General features: G+C 50.8%; 11 protein-coding genes. 2 read left to right on the top strand and 9 right to left on the bottom strand.

What is annotated here, in order from left to right:
- Positions 1-27 precede the first annotated feature (27 nt).
- On the bottom strand, positions 28-1,572 hold the full coding sequence (locus Undi14_RS02050; RefSeq protein ID WP_200177746.1) for a DUF5666 domain-containing protein: 1,545 nt from the start codon (positions 1,570-1,572) through the stop codon (positions 28-30).
- A 322-nt stretch (positions 1,573-1,894) separates the two neighbouring features.
- On the opposite strand from Undi14_RS02050, the gene Undi14_RS02045 reads away from it, so the two are divergent.
- On the top strand, positions 1,895-10,678 hold the full coding sequence (locus tag Undi14_RS02045) for a glycoside hydrolase family 94 protein (protein WP_234030362.1): 8,784 nt from the start codon (positions 1,895-1,897) through the stop codon (positions 10,676-10,678).
- 57 nt (positions 10,679-10,735) lie between these two features.
- Here Undi14_RS02045 and map read toward each other — a convergent pair whose 3' ends face one another.
- The 7 genes from map to Undi14_RS02010 form a co-directional block, all read right to left on the bottom strand.
- Positions 10,736-11,533, bottom strand: coding sequence for a type I methionyl aminopeptidase (gene map / locus Undi14_RS02040; RefSeq protein ID WP_200177745.1), 798 nt, complete (start codon positions 11,531-11,533; stop codon positions 10,736-10,738).
- Positions 11,530-11,790: a ParD-like family protein gene (locus Undi14_RS02035; RefSeq protein ID WP_200177744.1), complete on the bottom strand. Its 261-nt coding sequence runs from the start codon at positions 11,788-11,790 to the stop codon at positions 11,530-11,532. The genes map and Undi14_RS02035 overlap by 4 nt, the downstream gene beginning before the upstream one ends.
- 103 nt (positions 11,791-11,893) lie before the next feature.
- The gene (gene maiA / locus Undi14_RS02030) at positions 11,894-12,538 is read right to left on the bottom strand and encodes a maleylacetoacetate isomerase (protein ID WP_200177743.1); all 645 of its coding nucleotides are present in this window, start codon (positions 12,536-12,538) and stop codon (positions 11,894-11,896) included.
- A gap of 190 nt (positions 12,539-12,728) precedes the next feature.
- A complete protein-coding gene (locus Undi14_RS02025) occupies positions 12,729-14,144 on the bottom strand; it encodes a PLP-dependent aminotransferase family protein (RefSeq protein ID WP_200177742.1) in 1,416 nt (471 codons plus the stop codon).
- A gap of 109 nt (positions 14,145-14,253) precedes the next feature.
- Positions 14,254-15,654, bottom strand: coding sequence for a cytochrome c oxidase accessory protein CcoG (gene ccoG, locus Undi14_RS02020; RefSeq protein WP_370589861.1), 1,401 nt, complete (start codon positions 15,652-15,654; stop codon positions 14,254-14,256).
- Positions 15,655-16,245: 591 nt separating this feature from the next.
- Positions 16,246-16,575 (bottom strand): hypothetical protein, encoded by a 330-nt coding sequence (locus Undi14_RS02015; protein WP_200177741.1) that lies wholly within the window; start codon positions 16,573-16,575, stop codon positions 16,246-16,248.
- A 546-nt stretch (positions 16,576-17,121) separates the two neighbouring features.
- Positions 17,122-18,285 carry a hypothetical protein gene (locus Undi14_RS02010; protein ID WP_200177740.1) on the bottom strand — a complete coding sequence of 388 codons (1,164 nt, stop codon included), beginning with the start codon at positions 18,283-18,285 and terminating at the stop codon, positions 17,122-17,124.
- A 481-nt stretch (positions 18,286-18,766) separates the two neighbouring features.
- On the opposite strand from Undi14_RS02010, the gene Undi14_RS02005 reads away from it, so the two are divergent.
- Complete coding sequence (locus Undi14_RS02005) at positions 18,767-19,384, top strand: carboxymuconolactone decarboxylase family protein (protein WP_200177739.1); 618 nt, start codon at positions 18,767-18,769, stop codon at positions 19,382-19,384.
- A 190-nt stretch (positions 19,385-19,574) separates the two neighbouring features.
- Here the strand turns inward: Undi14_RS02005 and Undi14_RS02000 are convergent, their stop codons facing one another.
- Complete coding sequence (locus Undi14_RS02000) at positions 19,575-20,045, bottom strand: ankyrin repeat domain-containing protein (RefSeq protein WP_200177738.1); 471 nt, start codon at positions 20,043-20,045, stop codon at positions 19,575-19,577.
- Positions 20,046-20,050: the final 5 nt, after the last annotated feature.

Genomic DNA, 20,050 nt, shown 5'->3' with positions numbered 1-20,050 from the left:
GTCTGAGCGCGCGTTTGAGCTCGCTTTTCAGCGCTTTTTCTTGGCTTCAATCTTGATGACCTGGAAAATTCCTTTCGCATCAAGATATCCCTTCGCTTCGACATACATCCCATTCACATACTGGCCGCCATCTTCCCAACGGGCTGCTGACAAATTTGCATTTAATACAGAGCTGCCGGTCAACGAGCACGTTGCAGGGTAGCTGGTGCAGTTCAAAGTGGCATAGATTTCAAAGTTACGATTGCCACTCGACAAATCACTGCTATTGCCGGTTCCGGTTGAAATACCTGTCGTCGCCCCTTTCAGCTCCACCTTCGTCGCCACCAGTATGCCATTCACGAGATTGCCTTTTATCTCGACATAACTATTGTTCGCGAGAGTGCTGACGCCATACTCAAAGCGTGCTTTACTCGCATCGACCTGCACACCTTGTACGGTAAAGCTGGAGAGAGACACATAATTTCCCACAATTCCATACAGTTCCTGCTTATAGCTACCGGTATAAATAACCTGGCCATTGACGCCCAATACGTCCACGCTGCGGCCATTACCTTCGAGTTCAATCTGGCTGGCAACGATAGTGCCGACCGACGACAGGCTACCTTTCACCTCAACTACTGCACCAATCGCAGGCGCTGGCAAATTACCGATATCGACTTTGGTGCCTGATACAACAATGCTGGTTCCGCTGACCGAATCAACAATGCCTTTTATTTTGACGATGCTGCCGGTGGTGAATGTGGAACTGCCGGAAGTCAACTCACCTGCTCCCAATACCAGCACTTTCGTTGCAATGAGTTTGCCGTTGACTGGTGCCGCAGCAGAAATAATCCTGACATCAGAGCCAACCCGGATCAACGCACCTTTGGGAACAACTTTGTCGGCGCTATAAGAAACGTTGATGCCATTGACCAGCGTAAAACTGTCATTGTTCGCAGTCGTCGATGCAACTATCCCGCGCAACGCAACACCGCTGATCGCACCAGACGTCTCTGCATACGACTCGATCCGTGTAGCAACAAAACTGCCATCGGCCTGAGGCAGCCCATACACCTCAATCTGATTACCGACGAGTAACCCGGCAAGTGTCGTTGTATTGCCATCGAACACCGTATTGTTCGTCACCTTCACCAACTGATCGTTAACACGCAAAGTGCCAAGTTGCAGATCAATTCCGGTAATTTTTCCACGCAATCCACCAACAATACGGATATCTGAAGCGCTGCCAGCAGCACTTTTTTCATCTACATTTCCCGCCACCGCGACCGTGGTGCCAAGCCCGATCACCGATTGATATTTCGCCGAGCCATAAGGATCATCGCCATCATGCACAAACGCGCCGACAGTTTCAAAGCGAACGCCATTCACAATGATAGAACCAAGACCCGCCACCGGACCGGTATAGGTACTTACTGCAAGCGGTGGATTGACTACTGACTGAGGCGGGGATGACACCGATGTGCTGCTACCGCCACCACCGCAAGCGCTCAGCACAAGCAATGCGCCAGCACTGGTAGTCATCAATTGAATTCGGGATTGCCATTGGCGAGTAAAACCTGAAGATCTGATCATGTTGGATTCTCCTTTTGTCTTATGTTTGTGAATATGACTGGCACAGCAGATCGGAAGAGAATTGATCAGACTGTCGGCAAAAGTATGTGCAGTAAAACTTAAGGCAAAATTAAGTTGTACCAATACAGTCACAGTCCGCTTGAAAGATGTGTGCGTTAGCGCACCGAAAAATAAGGCCATGCGGAATAGCATTCCAGCCACAGACCCTGCGACGCCATCATTTCTGATGCGAGTGCCGGAAAATATCGCTTGAAAACCGGCACGCAGCCAATGCTCCCCTGCTTTTCAATTCACGGTCTGTAGCTCAGAAAGAATGTGAAATTTGAAAACGATCAAAGAAATACTGCACAGCGGGTTTCATCTCCTGCGAATGATCTCGTTTGGTCAATTCCTGCGGCTACGCTCGCAGATATCGCCTCTTATCAGTGAGCCACTATTGCGGGCGGAATTATTCAGTGCAACGCAGATGGAGCAACATGGCCGCAACCTGGCTGGCAGGCATCAGCTCAGCAGCGTATTTGGTCAGGATCAGTTGCTGTCCCGTCTTGCAGAAAACGAAGTCATCATCATCAATACATGTCACACGCTGACAGAAGCCATCAAATCCGGTCATCAGGCGACACCTGCCGCTGTCTGGTTACTGGATAACACCTATCTGATCGAAGAGCAGATACAGACAGCAAAACGGCATTTGCCGAAAAATTACAGTAAAGAATTGCCGCGTTTGCTGCATGGTGATACCGCTGGCAGACCCCGGGTTTACGATATTGCGCTGGAGACGATTTCGCATGGTGACGGCAGGGTTGACCCTGAAAATTTACGTCGTTTTATCAGCGCCTACCAATCCGTGTCTACCCTGAAGCTGGGTGAGCTATGGGCCGTCCCCATCATGCTGCGGTTGGCGTTGATAGAAAACCTGCGGCGTATCGCCACACGTCTGAGCATCACTCAGAATAATCGCAAGTTGGCAATATTGTGGGCCGACGAAATGGTAGAGACTGCCGATCTCGAACCCAGTAATCTGATATTGCTGGTCGCGGATATGTCACGCTCACACCCACCGCTGGACAGCGCCTTTGTCGCTGAATTTGTGCGCCGTCTGCGCGGCCAGGCACCGACCCTGACACTCCCTCTCAACTGGTTATCGCAACGCCTGGCAGAAAACGGCCAGACCATAGAAAATCTGGTGCAACAAGAATCACAAAAGCAAGCCTCGGATCAGATATCCATCAGCAACAGTATCGGTAGCCTGCGATTTTTAACATCGATGAACTGGCGTACCTTTGTTGAGGACATGAGTGCGGTCGAGAAAATACTACGCCTGGATCCGGCGCTGATTTACCCGGAAATGAATTTCACCACGCGTGACAAATACCGCCACACCATAGAGAGAATCGCCAAAAGCAGCCGCCTCACTGAAACAGAAGTCGCGGAAATGGCAATTCATCTGGCGACACAATCAACTGCAGAAACAGGGCATGACGCCAGGCGTACGCATGTCGGTTACTACCTTTTAGCAGAAGGACTCGCTACGCTGGAAGACGCAACTGAAACACAGTTTTCTTTGAAACAAAAAGCCAAACGTATACTCGCGAAATCCAGATTCAGACATTACACCGAGGGTATTTTTCTCCTTACATTGGGAGTGACCGGTATATTGATCAGTCCTGCAGTGGCAGATCAGGCTCCCCCCTATTTTCTCGCCTTGTTCCTGATCTGCGCTTTATTGATGAGCAGCCAGTTTGCCGTCGTCTTGCTTAACTGGCTGGTGACCAATATCGCCGCGCCGCATCACTTGCCTCGTATGGATTTTTTACACGGAATTCCAAAAGAATTCAGCACCCTGGTCGTAGTACCGACCATTCTGATCGACGACACTGACGTTGAATCGCTGACAGAGGCGATAGAAATACGATTTCTGGCAAATCGCAATGAACATATACGTTTTTGCCTGCTCACCGATTTTGCCGATGCCGCAACGGAAATACTTTATTCCGATAGCGAATTACTGCACGCTATGAAAGAAAAAATTGTCGCACTGAATCATAAATATCCACGCGATGCAGGCGATTATTTTATTTTGCTGCATCGTCCTCGCTTATGGAATCCGCAAGAACAGGTCTGGATGTCGTATGAACGCAAGCGCGGAAAACTGAGCAGCCTCAATCATTTCTTGCGAGGCGGAGAACAAAACACATTCTCTGTTGTGGTCGGTGACACCAGCGGCTTTGATCAGATCCGCTATGTGATCACTCTGGATACAGATACTGTGTTGCCGCGGGATGCTGCATCATTAATGATATCAACCATGGCGCATCCGCTGAATCGTCCTTTTTATGACGAAGTTAAAAAACGCGTCACCATGGGATATGGCATTTTACAGCCACGCATTGCTGTCAACATTCCCTCATCAGATGCATCCCGATACGAATTATTAGTCGGTGGCGATACTGGCATCGATCCTTATACCCGAACCGTATCGGATGTCTATCAGGATATTTTTGGTGAAGGTTCTTTCGTTGGGAAAGGTATTTACGATGTCGATATGTTTGAAACGGCACTCCATCAATGTCTTCCGGAAAACCGCATACTGAGCCATGATCTGATTGAGGGATGTTATATCCGCTCAGGCCTGCTGAGTGATGTGCAACTCTACGAGCAATATCCATCCTCCTATCTGACCGATATGCGCAGGCATCACCGCTGGGTACGGGGCGACTGGCAGATAGCCGCATGGATATTCCCCAAAGTACCGCATCTGAATGAAGATAGAAACAAACAAGGTTCGGTGCTGCCCAATTCTCTTTCAGCATTATCACGCTGGAAACTGCTTGATAATTTACGGCGCAGTATCGTCCCGTCAGCAACGTTACTTTTTCTTTTAGCAGGCTGGAGTTTTCTCCCGACACCCTGGTTTTGGAGCAATACGGTATTCGCTCTGATTCTTCTGCCACCGCTGCTTTCTCTCTGCCTGACTTTGTTGCGTAAGCCGAAAGATGTGCTTTTTATACAGCACATCAAGGCCAGTCTGGCCGATGTCCGCCGCCATCTGGCGCAAGGATTGCTGACGTTCTGTTTTCTGCCTTATGAGGCAATGGTCAACATGGATGCCATTCTTCGTACCTTGTGGCGTATCAACTTCTCACACCGTCGCCTGCTTGAATGGAGTCCCTCGATCATCGGCAAAAAAAATCAGGACAACACCCTGTTCAGCCATCTGCGTCTGATGTGGATAGGGCCAGTACTGGCAACCATACTGCTGGCAAGCTTCAGCTATACACACAAAAATGCCTTGCCTGCCGCATTACCGCTAATTCTGTGTTGGTTTTTTTCGCCGTTTCTGGCGTACTGGATCAGTCAGCCAACGATCAGGCAAGCCAAACAACTGTTACCGGCACAAAATACTTATCTGAGACTACTGTCACGTAAAACCTGGTCATTTTTTGACCGCTACGTCACCGCGGAAGATAACTGGCTGCCGCCTGATAATGTACAACTGCAACCAGTCGCAGTCACAGCGCACAGAACGTCACCAACAAACATCGGGCTGTCGTTGCTCGCCAATCTGATCGCCTATGATTTCGGCTATCTGACTGGCGGCGATATGCTGACCCGCACCAGAAATACCTTTGCCAGCCTGGAGAAAATGCAACGCCATCTGGGGCATTTTTATAACTGGTATGACACCCGTACATTGGAACCTATGCTGCCAATGTATGTATCGACTGTCGATAGCGGCAATTTCTCAGGGCATCTGCTGACGCTCAGGCCTGGCCTGCTTGAAATGACAGACTGCGCAATAGTTCATCCCCGTCTGTTTCAAGGTCTGCTCGATACCTATCTGCTGATCCAGCTCAGCGCTAAGGAAAAAACGACAGAAGACCAGCGGGATATGCTGCGTGAACTTCAGATGCTGTGCGCTCAGATGCCACACTCATTCAGTCGCATTCATCAGCATCTGAAAAAATTAGCCCTCGGCGGCGGACACTTGCTCAATCGTATGGAACAAATGCCTGAAGCAGTCATGGATCGCTGGGCACTTGCCTTTGTATTGCAATGTCAGCAGCAGCTCGCTGAAATAGAGATGCTGGCGCCATGGCTGGCGTCACCGGCAGTCACGGATTACATAGCGATCTACCCGCAACTGGATATCGTGCCAAGCTTGCGTGACCTGGCACAATTGCGTCTGCAAGGCTATGCAAGTAAAGAACAGAATCTGTCAGTTGATCAATGTGCTCAGCAAGAAGCTAATGATGCTGCGCTGTTTTCCGCAATCAGTGAAGCCAATTTACAAGCGACTTCCCGCCTCGTCCAGATTGAAAAATTAGTGCAGCAGGCACTCAGATTTTCTGAAGCAGATTACGCATTTCTGTATGACAGCACAACCCACTTGCTGGCCATCGGCTACAACGTCAGCGATCACAGACGCGATCTCAGTTATTACGATTTGCTGGCATCAGAAGCGCGCCTGGCCAGCTTCATCGCGATTGCTCAGGGACAAATACCGCAGGAAAGCTGGTTCGCACTGGGTCGCCAGTTAACGCTTGCGGGCGGCAAACCTATACTCATGTCCTGGAGCGGATCGATGTTTGAGTATTTAATGCCGCTCCTGATCATGCCTACGTATCAAAATACGATATTGGAGGAAACCTATCATGCTGCTGTCGAACGACAAATTCAGTATGGTCAGCAGCGCAGCGTACCGTGGGGTATATCCGAGTCTGGCTACAATGCTTTTGATGCCAATTTAAATTATCAGTATCGCGCCTTCGGCATACCGGGATTAGGCTTTAAACGCGGGCTGGGTGATGATCTCGTGATTGCACCTTATGCCTCGATGATGGCATTGATGATAGAACCCGAACAAGCTTGCGACAATCTCGAACGGCTGTCAGCGCAAGGTTTTGAAGGTGACTTTGGCTTTTTTGAAGCGATAGACTATACCTCGTCTCGTGTTCTGCGCGGTCAGAGTCACACCGTCATCAGCTCATACATGGCGCATCATCAGGGAATGGGATTTTTATCCTTAGCGTATTTATTGCTGGATCGTCCACTGCAAAAACGCTTTGAATCTGACCCGGTATTACAGGCGACCATCCCTTTACTGCATGAACGTGTGCCATTGGCAACTGCGCATTACGCTAATACCGCCGAGCTTGCCGATCTGCGCAGCAGTAAGCTCAGCGAGGAAATACCGTTACGCATATTATCCGAGCCCAACTCACGCATACCGGAAGTACAGCTCTTATCCAATGGTCGCTATCACGTGATGGTAACGAATGCGGGCGGGAGTTACAGCCGCTGGGGCGATCTCGCCGTTACCCGCTGGGCGCAGGATGGCACGAAAGACAGCAGCGGCACTTTTTGTTATGTCAGAGATATAGAAAGTCATCGCTACTGGTCTACGACATACCAGCCTACACTGGTCGCACCGAAAAACTATGAAGTTATTTTTTCAGAAGGCCGCGCCGAATGTCGTCGCTCCGATAACAACATCGACCTTCATACTGAAATAGTGGTGTCACCGGAAGATGACATTGAATTACGTCGTACACGCATGGTCAACCGTTCACGTTATCGCCGGACGATAGAATTCACCAGCTATGCAGAAGTTGTGCTAGCACCCGCCGCCGCCGATAACATGCACCCGGCGCTGAGCAAGCTATTTGTGGAAACGGAAATACTGCGCGATCAGTACGCCATTTTATGTAAACGGCGACCCCGTTCTGAATCCGAACAAGTTCCGCTCATGTTTCATCTGATGGCACTGCATGGCGCGAATGCTGATGCGATATCCTACGAGACAGACCGCATGCGCTTCATCGGTCGTGGAAATGACCTTGTTCATCCGGCAGCGATGCAAAACCTAGGTGCATTGTCGGACACAGAAGGCTCGGTGCTGGATCCGGTTGTCGCCATCCGCTTTCAAATCACGCTGGAGCCTGAGCAAACTGCCACGCTCGATATGGTGACGGGTATCGCCACAACGCGTGAATCCTGCTTGCGACTGATAGAAAAATATCAGGACAGGCATCTCGCAGAACGCGTCGTCGATCTGTCATGGACACATAGCCAGGTGGTCTTGCGACAGTTAAACATCAGTGAAAAAGATGCGCAGCTTTACGCCATCCTGGCGAACTCTGTTATTTATGTGAACTCATTGTTACGGGCCAATCAGGACATCCTGCGACAGAATGCCCGAGGTCAGTCCGGCTTGTGGAGTTATGCTATTTCCGGCGACCTGCCTATCGTCTTGCTGCACATCAGTCGTCAGGATCATATCGACCTCGCCCGGCAACTGATACAGGCGCATGCTTATTGGCGCTCACGCGGGCTCGCCGTTGATCTGGTGATCTGGAATGAAGATCATGCAAATTACAGACAAGCGTTACAAGAGCAGATCACCGGCCTGATTTCATCCGTCACAGGTCTGGATTCGGTTGAACGTCCCGGCGGCATCTTTGTCCGTCTGCTGGATCAGATTTCCACCGAAGACAGAATCCTCTTTCAATCGGTCGCCTGTGTCGTCTTAAGTGATCAGCGCGGAACGCTGTCCGACCAACTGAACCGCCGCGATTTGCTGGAGATACGTATACCAGCGCTGATCCCCGTCAGATCACGACTACGTTCGTTAGCGAATTCACTGCCAACGCCCGTCGCCAGACATCTGCAATCAGACAACGGTCTGGGAGGCTTCTCCGCTGATGGCAGGGAATACATCATCACTACGGACAACAATCAACGGACACCGGCACCGTGGGTCAATGTGTTAGCCAACCCCACGTTTGGCAGCGTGATCTCGGAAAGTGGTCAATCTTATACCTGGGGCGAAAATGCCCATGAATTCAGACTGACGCCGTGGAGTAATGACCCAGTCACCGATAACAGTGGGGAATGTTTCTATATTCGCGATGAAGACAGCGGCAAATTCTGGTCGCCAGCTGCGCTGCCATGCCGGGGCAGCGGCGATTATGTCACCCGCCACGGTTTCGGATACAGCACATTCAGTCACACCGAAGATGACATCAGTTCAGAACTGACCGTCTATGTCGCAATAGACTCGCCAGTCAAATACTCGGTATTAAGAATCAGCAATCAGTCGGATCATCCACGTAAACTCAGCGCCACCGGTTATGTGGAATGGGTCTTGGGTGATCTTCGAGCCAAGACTGGTATGCACATCGTCACGAGCATTGACACTGCCAGCGGAGGTATCTGTGCTCACAACGCCTACAACACAGAATTTACCGGACGCACCGCATTTTTCTGTACCGATGCCAGCACGTTTACGGTCACCGGTGATCGTCATGAATTTATTGGCCGCAACGGCAATTTGCAGCGTCCGCAAGCAATGAACAGGACGCGTCTGTCAGGCAAGACCGGTGCTGGTTTCGACCCATGTGCGGCGATACAGATCGCTTTTGAGTTAGCACCGGGGCAAACACGCAATATCGTCTTCACCTTAGGCCTGGCCGATCAGAAACAACAAACGGCGCAACAACTGATTACCCAGTTGCGCGGCAGCCATGCGGCAGATGAAGCGCTGATCCGTGTTCATCAGCACTGGGCCGACACACTCAATATGGTGCAAGTGACGACGCCGGACAAAACGCTGAATATTCTGGCGAATGGCTGGTTGCTGTATCAGACCATCGCTTGCCGCTTGTGGGCACGCAGCGGTTTTTATCAGTCCGGTGGCGCGTTTGGCTTCCGCGATCAATTGCAAGATACGATGGCGCTCGCACATACTGCACATCAACTGGCGCGCGATCAGATTTTATTGTCGGCTGCGCACCAATTCATTGAAGGCGATGTCATGCACTGGTGGCACCCGCCGACACAAAGAGGTGTGCGTACCCATTGTTCCGATGATTATTTATGGCTGCCATTTGCCGTCGCACGTTATGTCCACAATAGCGGCGACAGCGGAATACTGGATGTGCAGGTCGCCTATATTGAAGGCCGCGCCGTCAATCCTGAAGAAGATTCATATTACGATCTGCCTGCCCGCTCCTTACATTCCGCCAGCATTTATGATCACTGTGTCAGAGCAATCCGGCACGGCATGCGCTTTGGTACGCATGACTTACCGTTAATGGGTTCCTGCGACTGGAACGACGGCATGGATAAAGTAGGCGCTCAGGGTAAAGGCGAAAGCGTATGGCTGGGCTTTTTCCTGCATCAGGTGTTAAACGAGTTTGCTGATATCGCCCAGCTCAGGGAAGATGCTGTTTTTGCTGAACAATGCAAAACACAGGCCATCACATTAGCGCGCAACATTGATCTGCAGGCGTGGGATGGCGCCTGGTATCGCCGTGCTTATTTTGATGACGGCACGCCCTTGGGTTCGCATGAAAATATCGAATGTCAGATCGATTCGATTTCACAAAGCTGGTCCGTATTATCCGGCGGCGGAACGCAAGAACATCGCCAGCAGGCAATGCAATCGCTGCATGAACGTCTGGTGCAGAAAGACGATGGCCTGATACTCTTGCTGGATCCGCCATTCAATCAGGCGGGGAAAAATCCGGGCTATATCAGCGGCTATGTTCCCGGCGTCAGGGAAAATGGCGGTCAATATACGCATGCAGCGATCTGGGCAGCAATGGCATTTGCAAAAATGGGCGACACCGCAAAAGCCTGGGAAGCATTCGATATCGTGAACCCGCTGCGCCATGCAGATACCCCCACCGGTATCGCACGATACAAGGTGGAACCTTACGTCATCGCTGCCGACGTCTATGGTGTGGCACCACATACAGGTCGCGGTGGCTGGACCTGGTATACAGGCTCTGCCGGATGGATGTATACCCTGATCGTGGAGTCACTGCTGGGACTGCAACGACATGGTCATTTCCTGACCATAAGCCCATGCATTCCAGCCAGCTGGGACGGTTTTGAGATTCACTATCAGTTTGGACTCAGCATGTATCACATCAGCATACGCGTCAGCCAGGAACCCAATGCCAGCGCGGGCATGTCGCTTGATGCGCAGCCATCTGAGGATCTGCGTATCGCACTGATCGACGATGGCGCAGTCCATCAGGTGGTGTACCGGCTGAGTCGGCCGGGGGAATCGCAATCAGATTCACTTTCACCGCATTAACATCGCAAAGAAGCCCCGTGTCGTCGTTAGTGACGCACGGGGTTCATCTGATGTAGATCAGGCAATCGCTTCGTAAGAGCCAGTGCCGTCTGGCCATGGCGTCAGCACTTCAAAACCGTCGGCAGTCACGACTACCATGTGCTCCCATTGTGCCGACAAGGAATGATCCTGCGTGACGACAGTCCAGCCGTCCTGCAGTTCTTTGACGCCACGCTTGCCGGCATTGATCATCGGTTCTATCGTGAAAATCATGCCTTCTTCGAGGCGCAAACCTTCACCACGTTTGCCGTAATGCAGTACCTGCGGCTCATCATGATAAATTTTGCCAATACCGTGACCGCAGTATTCCCGCACCACGCTGAAACCATCGCGATGCGCAATGCTCTGGATAGCATGGCCTACATCGCCCAGTGTCGCACCCGGGCGCACCTGCATGATGCCCGCCCGCATTGCCTCATAGGTCGTATTCACCAGTCGGCGCGCCTGTGGGCTGGGCTCTCCGGCAAAATACATACGGCTGGTATCACCGAACCAGCCGTCTTTAATCACAGCCACGTCGATGTTAACGATGTCGCCTTTTTTCAGAATTTTTGCCGGCGACGGAATACCATGACAAACCACATGATTCACCGAAGCACAAATCGTTTTTGGGAAACCGTGATAGCCGATATTGGCAGGAATCGCCTTGAGTTCATCCACGATGTAATCATGGCACAGCTTATCCAATTCTTCGGTACTGACGCCCGGTTTGACATGCGGCGTAATCATATCCAGCACCGCTGCCGCCAATTTGCCGGCGGCGCGTGACATGGCGATTTCGTCCGGCGTATTGATTTTGACTTTAGCGCCTCTCATTGCACACCTCCGGCCACGACGCCAGTGCCCGGCCCGGCTGTGCGGATAGAAGACAAAGTCTCCAGATCAAAGCCACCTGCCTGTTCGGCACGAATCAGCAACTGACAGATATCGCGGTGATCCAGATCAGGGTAAATTTCGGCCAACATGCCGATACGCATCCAGTGCTCGGCCTGCGCGTTGATAGAACGAGAGAGCGCATTGCTGGCAACACGCAGATTCTCATGCATTTGTTCGGAAATTTTTACGATGCCCATGGCTTTTATTATATATGAAACATAAACAATTCATATATTACCATAAAGCGCTGCAAGCGTTGCCAGCCAGCGCCTTTTCTAGCCCTGAGCGAGGACCTGCCAACTATTCCGCATCAAATTGCTGTGCTGGTGCCGCCAGTTGAAATGCTTCCAGCGATTCACACGCAGCAACGATGCGGCTGATCACGGGTAAATCGTCCAGCGGGCATTGGAAACGGCGCGCATTGAATACTTGCGGAATCAGGCAGCAATCCGCCAATCCCGGTGTATCGCCGTGGCAAAAAATGCCGGTGTGCGGGTCATTGGCCAGCAATTGCTCGACCGCTGCCAGCCCTTCATTCACCCAATGCCGGTACCAGTCGTTTTTCTGCTCTTCTGTGATGCCGATATTTTTTGTCAGATAAGCGAGCACCCGCAAATTATTCAGAGGGTGGATATCACAGGCGATCGTCTGCGCAATCGCTCTGACGCGGGCGCGCCCGTCGGCATCGTCGGGCAACAAAGCGATTTGCGGATAAGTTTCATCCAGCCATTCGATGATCGCCAGCGACTGCGTGAGCACCGCGTGTTCGGTCTCCAGCGCAGGGACGATACCTAAGGGGCTTTTCTGTTTGTAATCTGCCTGTTTCTGTTGACCACCATCGCGCAGCAAATGCACAGCCACGGCGTCATAAGGCAGTTGTTTCAGATTCAGCGCAATGCGGACACGATAAGCAGCCGAGCTGCGGAAATAGGTATACAGCTTCATGGAAGAAAATTAAGTGTGATGATGATTGATCAGTCGGTTATCCGATACGCCTTTACTCGCATAACCAGAAAATACAGCCACTGTATTCTATTGAAGTTTGAGCGCTAACGTTCGCTTATCTTGTGCGAAATTTGCGTCGAATTTTCCCTGATCTTGCGTTCACCATTCATCACCGCACCAGCCACGACAATCACATCAGGCTGATCACCAATTTTCCTAATGTCTGCAAGGCCGCATCCATACGTGCATCAAAGCGATGACCATAATTGATACGCAAACAGTTTTTGAAATGCCGTTGCGCTGAAAACATCGGTCCCGGCGCAACACTGATACCCAATGATAATGCCCGCCGATGTACCTCTAATGCATCCACATGCGCGGGCAATTCTACCCACGAAAAATAGCCGCCACCCGGCCGCGTCGCTTTGGTCTCTGCCGGAAAATAACGGGCTATCGCCTCAATCACCGCGCTTTGCTGCACCGATAAAACATGCCGCAACTGCCGCAAATGGCGATCAAACTGCCCCTTCGCCAGATAATCCGCCAACGCCTCTTGCGCCGGAACAGACGCCGATAAGGTCGTGGTCAGTTTATGTCTGGCAACCGCGCTGGTGTAACGCCCCGGCATCGCCCAACCGACACGAAAGCCCGGTGCCAGCGATTTGGAAAACGACGAACAATGCATGACCAGCCCTTTGCTATCAAAGGCTTTTGCCGGCAACGGGCGGCGCTCGCCGAAATACAACTCGGCATACACATCGTCTTCAATCAGCGGTAATTCGTAGCGGGTGATCAGTTCCACCAGCGCGCGCTTTTTTTCATCCGACATCTGGCTGCCAAGAGGATTCTGGAAATTCGTCATCAGCCAGCATGCTTTCGGCTGATGCTGTTCTATCGCCTGCGCCAGCGCATTCAGATCAACGCCTTCACGCGGATGCGTCGGTACTTCAATTGCTCTCAAGCCCAGACGTTCGAGTGCCTGCAAGGCACCGTAAAAACTGGGGGACTCAATAATCACCGCATCGCCCGGTCTGGTCACGGCCAGCAGACATAAATTCAGCGCATCCAATGCGCCGCTGGTGATGATGATGTCGTCGGTGTGCACATGCATACCGCTGACCAGATAACGCAAGGCGATTTGCCGCCGCAGATGAATGCTGCCGGGCGTCAGATCATCGACCGTGCTCCACGGGTCCATCACCCGCATGCTGGCATTCATTGAACTGGCGAGCTTATCAAACGGAAACAATAAGGGGCTAGGAAACGCCGAACCCAAAGGCGCAACATCGCGCATTTTGGACGCTTCCAGAATATCAAATACCAGCCGACTGACATCCACTTCGGTCGAACTGCTGGCCGGGCTGGAAACGCGCTCCGGTTCCGGAGGCAGCTTTTTTGCGCCCGCAATCACGTAATAGCCACTGCGCTCTTTGGACCGTATCAGACCACGTGCTTCCAACAAATAGTAGGCTTCAAAAACAGTAGATGGGCTGACGCTGCGACTGACGCTGGTCTCGCGCACCGATGGCAATTTGTCCCCGAGTTTCATGACTCCGGTGCGGATGGATTGGGCGATATCTTCCGCCAGCGTCTCATACAATTTCATATTTTTTCTATCTGCGCAGCCATGTTTCAAAACAGTCATGCCTGATCATCAGCGGTGCTGTCCAACGCTTTTCTGCGTTGGACAGCACATCGCCCCGGCGACCTGGCCACTACCGTGGAACGAAGAACGTCGCTTTTTCAGAAATTTTCACCTGCTCATTATCCAGCGCCTGCAATTCGATATGAATAGGATTAGCACCTTGCACACCGTCACCGCCCGGCACCCGCACTGTCACCGGTACGATTCTGGATTCTGTCGGGCTCAGCGTCACTTCATTGGCCGTTTCCAGCATGATATTCGGAATGCCGCTGACACGAATCTGATAACGATGCACCTGCTCATCCGAATTCATGATATGCAAGCGATACACATTTTCTACCGCGCCTTCATTCACTATCCGCCCCATATTACCGCGATCACGGATCACATTCATTTTTAACGGCACATGCGTCGTCAGCGTATAAGCAAATGCGCCTACCATCGACATCAGAATCAGACTATAAATAAGCACCCGTGGACGCAGAATATTGCGCATGATCTGCTTCGTTGACAGCCCGTTCTGCACTGCATTTTCTGTTGTGAAACGAATCAAGCCGCGGGGTGAGCCTATCTTATCCATCACACTATCGCAGGCATCGACACAGGCCGCACAACCGATGCAATCATGCTGCAAACCATTGCGGATATCGATACCCGTCGGACATACCTGTACACACATAGAGCAATCGATACAACCGCCTTTGGCGATCATCGCAGGGTCAGATTTATTCAACACATTCCGTGGCTCGCCGCGCGCTTTGTCGTAACTGACAACCAGCGTGTCTTTATCAAACATCGAACCCTGAAAGCGCGCATACGGACAAAGGTAACGGCACATCTGCTCACGCATGAAACCCGCATTGCCGTAAGTCGCGAAACCATAAAACAAGATCCAGAATGCTTCCCACCGACCCAAAGAAAAACTCAGCACTTCGCTACCCAGCAAATGCACAGGAATGAAATAACCGACGAAGGTAAACCCAGTCCAGATACCAATCAATCCCCACACCGTATGCTTGCTGAATTTTTTAGTGAATTTTTTCAGATTCATCGACTGCTTCGCCAGCCGCATACGCGCACTGCGCGGCCCCTCGATCTTATTTTCTATCCACATGAAAATCTCGGTGTACACCGTTTGCGGACAAGAAAAACCGCACCAGACCCGCCCCGTCACCGCCGTGAACAAAAATAAGGAATAGGCGCAGATGATCAGCAGCACCGCCAGAAAAATGAAATCCTGCGGGAACAACACCAGACCAAATAAATAAAACTTACGCGCAGCAAGATCAAACAACACCGCCTGCCGCCCATTCCAGCTCATCCACGGCGAACAATAAAACACACATTGCGTGAGCCAGACAAAAAACCAGCGCCAGTTGGTATACCGCCCCTTAGACTGCCGGACATAAATGTCATCAAACTTCCTGTAAATACTCACTACGGATACGCGTGCGTCTGCCTGACTCATCATTTCACTCAATAGAAAAACAGAAATTAATCCCCGCCACCGCATAGTGCACACGACAACGGATGAGGAATAACGCAAACTTGTTCCGGCAAGGCATGGCCTCACATGAATTCACAGAACATCACCATCAGCGCCAGCGATCCAAGCAATGCACATCAGTAAAAGCTGTATCACCGCGAGCCATCACACCACCGTGGCGGTTTTGCGTCCATCCTGTGGATATAAAAAGAGACAGTTCAGATAAAACCGATGCAGAACACCCACCACCGCATCACCCACCATGAACCATCACCACTGGTATTGACGGTGCCAGTGTGCTACGGAGCAGAAGCAAAAAACAGTGGCAGAAACGGATGAAAAACCATATCAGATGGAAATTCAGTGGAGCGGATCAGAGAAATAGTGAAGTGAAAAGCGGCAGGAAACAGAGACGTCAAGAGTAAGTGCTTGGTGAGCGGATGCCTGCATTCCCCTACCGCGAATCTGTGTGTTGGATATCTACTTTGGAATGCTGGTATGAAGTTTATTAAGGTGAAGCAACAACAACGATACTGGGTGATTTAGCGTAAGTCCCATCAATAACAAAATAGTCATTTAACTCGCGAACACAATATCCAAATATGCCTTATCTAATTTTTCAGTCAGGTTTTCAACCTCATAGATGCACTCATCGTCATCCAGCAAATGCCCCAATCTTGTTTTTATCAGGCGAATAGCAAGACAAACCGCCTGCATTGCACTACCACCCTGAATATCAGGGTATTGAGGATCAACACCCTTTAGTTCCGCCGGACAAGCCCATGACAACTCATCGAGTTTATAAGGCTCACCGATCTGCCCGACCACCGGCACCTCACTTCCGTCTTTACGCACCCATAGCAGATTGATTGTCGCTACCGGCCGATACGCCGCACTTTTTGTCATGATTTATTACCTCATTAAAATACGATCTGATAACACCTGAAAACCGTCTCCATCTGGCTCCGCTACCACGATTTGATGACCGCTATAACGTCTCCCTGGGTCCCCCACTTGATCGCAGGGTCAGAATGCGGCATTTGATGCAGAAAACGACCGCCAATACGCCACTAAGTAAGGCACCAACAGCAAGAGATGCCAAGTACGCGATTACCTGCCAAGCGGCCAATAGCGTGGCTGGGATAAAGAGCGAGAGAGCGACCGTAGCAACGACACCACCAATTGCCGCCCCCGCGACGAAAATAACTGCAACTCGAATAGAAAAGGACGTTGGTTGAAAGATGCAAACAACAACGAACGCCATAGCTAATAGAAACACTGCTCCGGGGACTGCAACCAAAGCGGATAACAAAGGTGCCATAGCGTTCTAACGTGGAGCTAATCGGCGCCGGAAGGAGCGCAGCGAGCGCAGGGCACCAACACTGGCCAGCAAAATGCCGCAGGCATGGCCAGTGTTGGCATCCGCTTGACCGACCAGTAAGGCCACAACCTTCAGCGAGCCAAGGCCGCCCGTATTTTGGCAATACCATTCTTAAGCTCCGAGCAGAGGTTTGCGAAGTCACTAGAGTACGAACGATTCGATGCTTGTGGCTCTAGGATTTTGTGGTCAGCTTCGATACGAAGCTTTGCGACGTTTTTTAACGGACCGTTAAAAGCATCAGGCACCCCGAGCTTGGACTCAAGCAAGCCAAGAAGCTGCAAGCTGCTTAGCGGTCGCTTCGACTCGGGATGAATGAAGTCTTCTTGCGTTTGCCCGAAGCGATCTTGTAGCAAAGCCTTTAGTGCCGATTGTGAAAGCGCATCAGGCCCAACAACTTTGTACAGTTCACTCGCGCAGTCGCAGTACGATTTATATGTTTGCTCCACAGGCATTCGAAGATGGACGTTATCTGCGCGAGTGAAAAGCGACAATGGATTCAGGTCTGAGTTTGCGCCAACAACTTCAGTCAATAGATTGCGAATTGGATCAGGGTACTCAACCCATGCTCCTTCATATGTGCGATCAAGGAACCGTTGGAAGTTTTCATCTGAGGTATCTATTGATGGGTCGCTGATTTCATGAGCATGCCAGTAGCGCTGCTCTGAAGCCCCCATGTGCGCAAGATCTTTGTGAACTGCGCTCACTGCAATGCGTCCTGTTTTGAGCTGGCACTTGCCGTACCTTACGTAAAGATGTCGATCCTCACCTGCGTCGGAATTTGCCGTGATAGATCCTCCTGCGAGAGAGTCTTCAATTTCGTAAAACTCTGGGTGTTCAAAATATCTGGCAAGTACTTCTTCGTCGAAGAAGACTAAGCCGTACTGATGCGCACCAAGGTGAAGCCTGACGACGTACTCCGGCAAATTCTGTCTCGGGAGCTTCGAGCCATAAAAGGCATCGGCTAGGACTTGCTTTGATGGGAAGAAGACGTGGGTCCTAAGTGGGGCGGAAGTAAAGCCCGCTTGAGGATTTTCCAGGTCGAAAGATAGTTGAGTGAACTCGGCGTCACGATTTATCTTTCCGTAACCCGCTTCGCACAAAAGCTCAACTTCTTTGCATGCCTCTTCATTGGAAATGCCAAATTTCCTTCCCAAATCGGAGGCTGTTATTCCAGCGGGATTCTTGAACCACCTGTCTGCACACTCCGATAGGAACGCTTTTTGAATTTCATTCATGCTGTCGCTTCGGTCGTGTTTGGTTGTTGCCTAACTTGTTTTAAAGTGCAAAATGGCAAAATATCAGATGAATAGAAAATAGGCAACAAATTCCAATGCGTCGCAAGTCCTTATCTGGTATAGGCTTTTCGTTATACCAATGAAGTACACAGCATGTCCGCCATGCGCGCTCTTTTCCCACAATTCCTCAATGAAGTCCGGCATAGCTTGCAGTGCCAGTATGACGTCCTCGTCACTGAAAAACGCTAACTGCATTGAGGCTGGATTGGTTTGCACTGGTCTGCGTCATCGAACGAAAATAAAGGGGGCTTGAATGCGAGAGCGAGTAGTAGTGTCAGTTTTTTTGATCTCTATGCAGGCATTCTGATGCTGAAGGATAATGGGACATCGACTTCAACTCATCATTCAGTTGAGCACTTTTTGACTAATGTCTGAGCCTGTTTATCTGATTCGATTTTACGTTCATCCCTGAGGAGACTTCATGAAAAATACACTTTGTTCTACTATCGCTGCCGGTTTGATTTCGACTTCCGCTTACGCCGCTGACCGGCTTCCGACCATACCACCCGATCAATACACACCGGAACAACAAAAAGCTGCGGAAGAGTTTTTAGCGACGCGTAAGGTGCCCGTGTTTGGCCCGTTTGAACCCTTGATGCACAGCCCGCAAGTCATGTCGCAGGCCAGAGCCATGGGCGATTATTTGCGCTACAACTCGGCCATTGGCAATACCTTAAGCGAGCTGGCAATTTTAATCACCGCGCGCGAATGGACACAGGATTTTGAATGGTACGTGCATTATCCTATCGCGCTCAAAATGGGCATCAAACCAGAAATCGCCAACGCCATCGCCGACGGCACTCGCCCTGTCGGCATGACTGCGGACGAAGAAATTGTGTATGACTTTTCGACCGAGCTACATAAAAACAAGCGCGTCTCAGACGCCACATTCGCGCGCGCCGAAAAACGTTTTGGTAAAAAAGGCGTCGTCGATTTAACCGGCATCAACGCCTATTATTCTTTGCTGGCGATGCAGCTCAACGTCGCACAATATCAAGCGCCCAAAGAAAGTAAAAAACTCGTCCGTTTTCCAGAATAAACCTGTCCGGTCATTGTGAGAAATGGGGTGTTGAATAGTGAGCGTCAGCACCCTTCTTGTTCAGATGAGCAGGCCACGTTTGGGTGTGAATTTCGACGTTGAGATAGCGGGATCGCCACGATCCGATAAATTATTAAAGAATGCGGTCGTTGTTAGCGATTCCACGTCAACCGTCAAGTTACGTGTTTGCTTATTCGTCCAGGCATTTCTTTTGCAAGAGTTCGAAGATCATCCTACCCTCTTCATCAATTCTATCTTTCGCAAGATCAAGCGCCGTGAGCCCCATCCAGCCGGAGCATGTCGGATCTGCTCCAAGTTGGAGTAGTCGTTGAATCATATCGGTGGAACAAGTCCCGACGGCATATCCCAAAGGCGCGTGATCTTGCCAGCCATCACCGTCCGCTTGCCCATTGGCATCAGCACCTACGCTGATCAGATACTCAACCATCTCAAGTTGATTATTTGCCGCAGCAAAGTGCAACGGCGTTCGCCCGCAAATATCTATCGCATTGATCGCGCAAGCTTGCGACAAAAGAGACTTAGCTGCGGCAAGGTCTCCAACCTCAGCCGCTTGGTGCAACCGGGTATCAACATCGATTTCTGAGGGAATATTACCTAATCGCATAACGTGGAGTTGAGGCGCCTGCGCGGCTTTTTGCACGGGTC

Source organism: Undibacterium sp. 14-3-2 (genome assembly GCF_016595265.1).
Lineage (GTDB): Bacteria > Pseudomonadota > Gammaproteobacteria > Burkholderiales > Burkholderiaceae_D > Undibacterium > Undibacterium aquatile.
The sequence above is the reverse complement of the archived record's forward strand: the minus strand, read 5'-3'. Positions and strand labels throughout refer to the sequence as shown.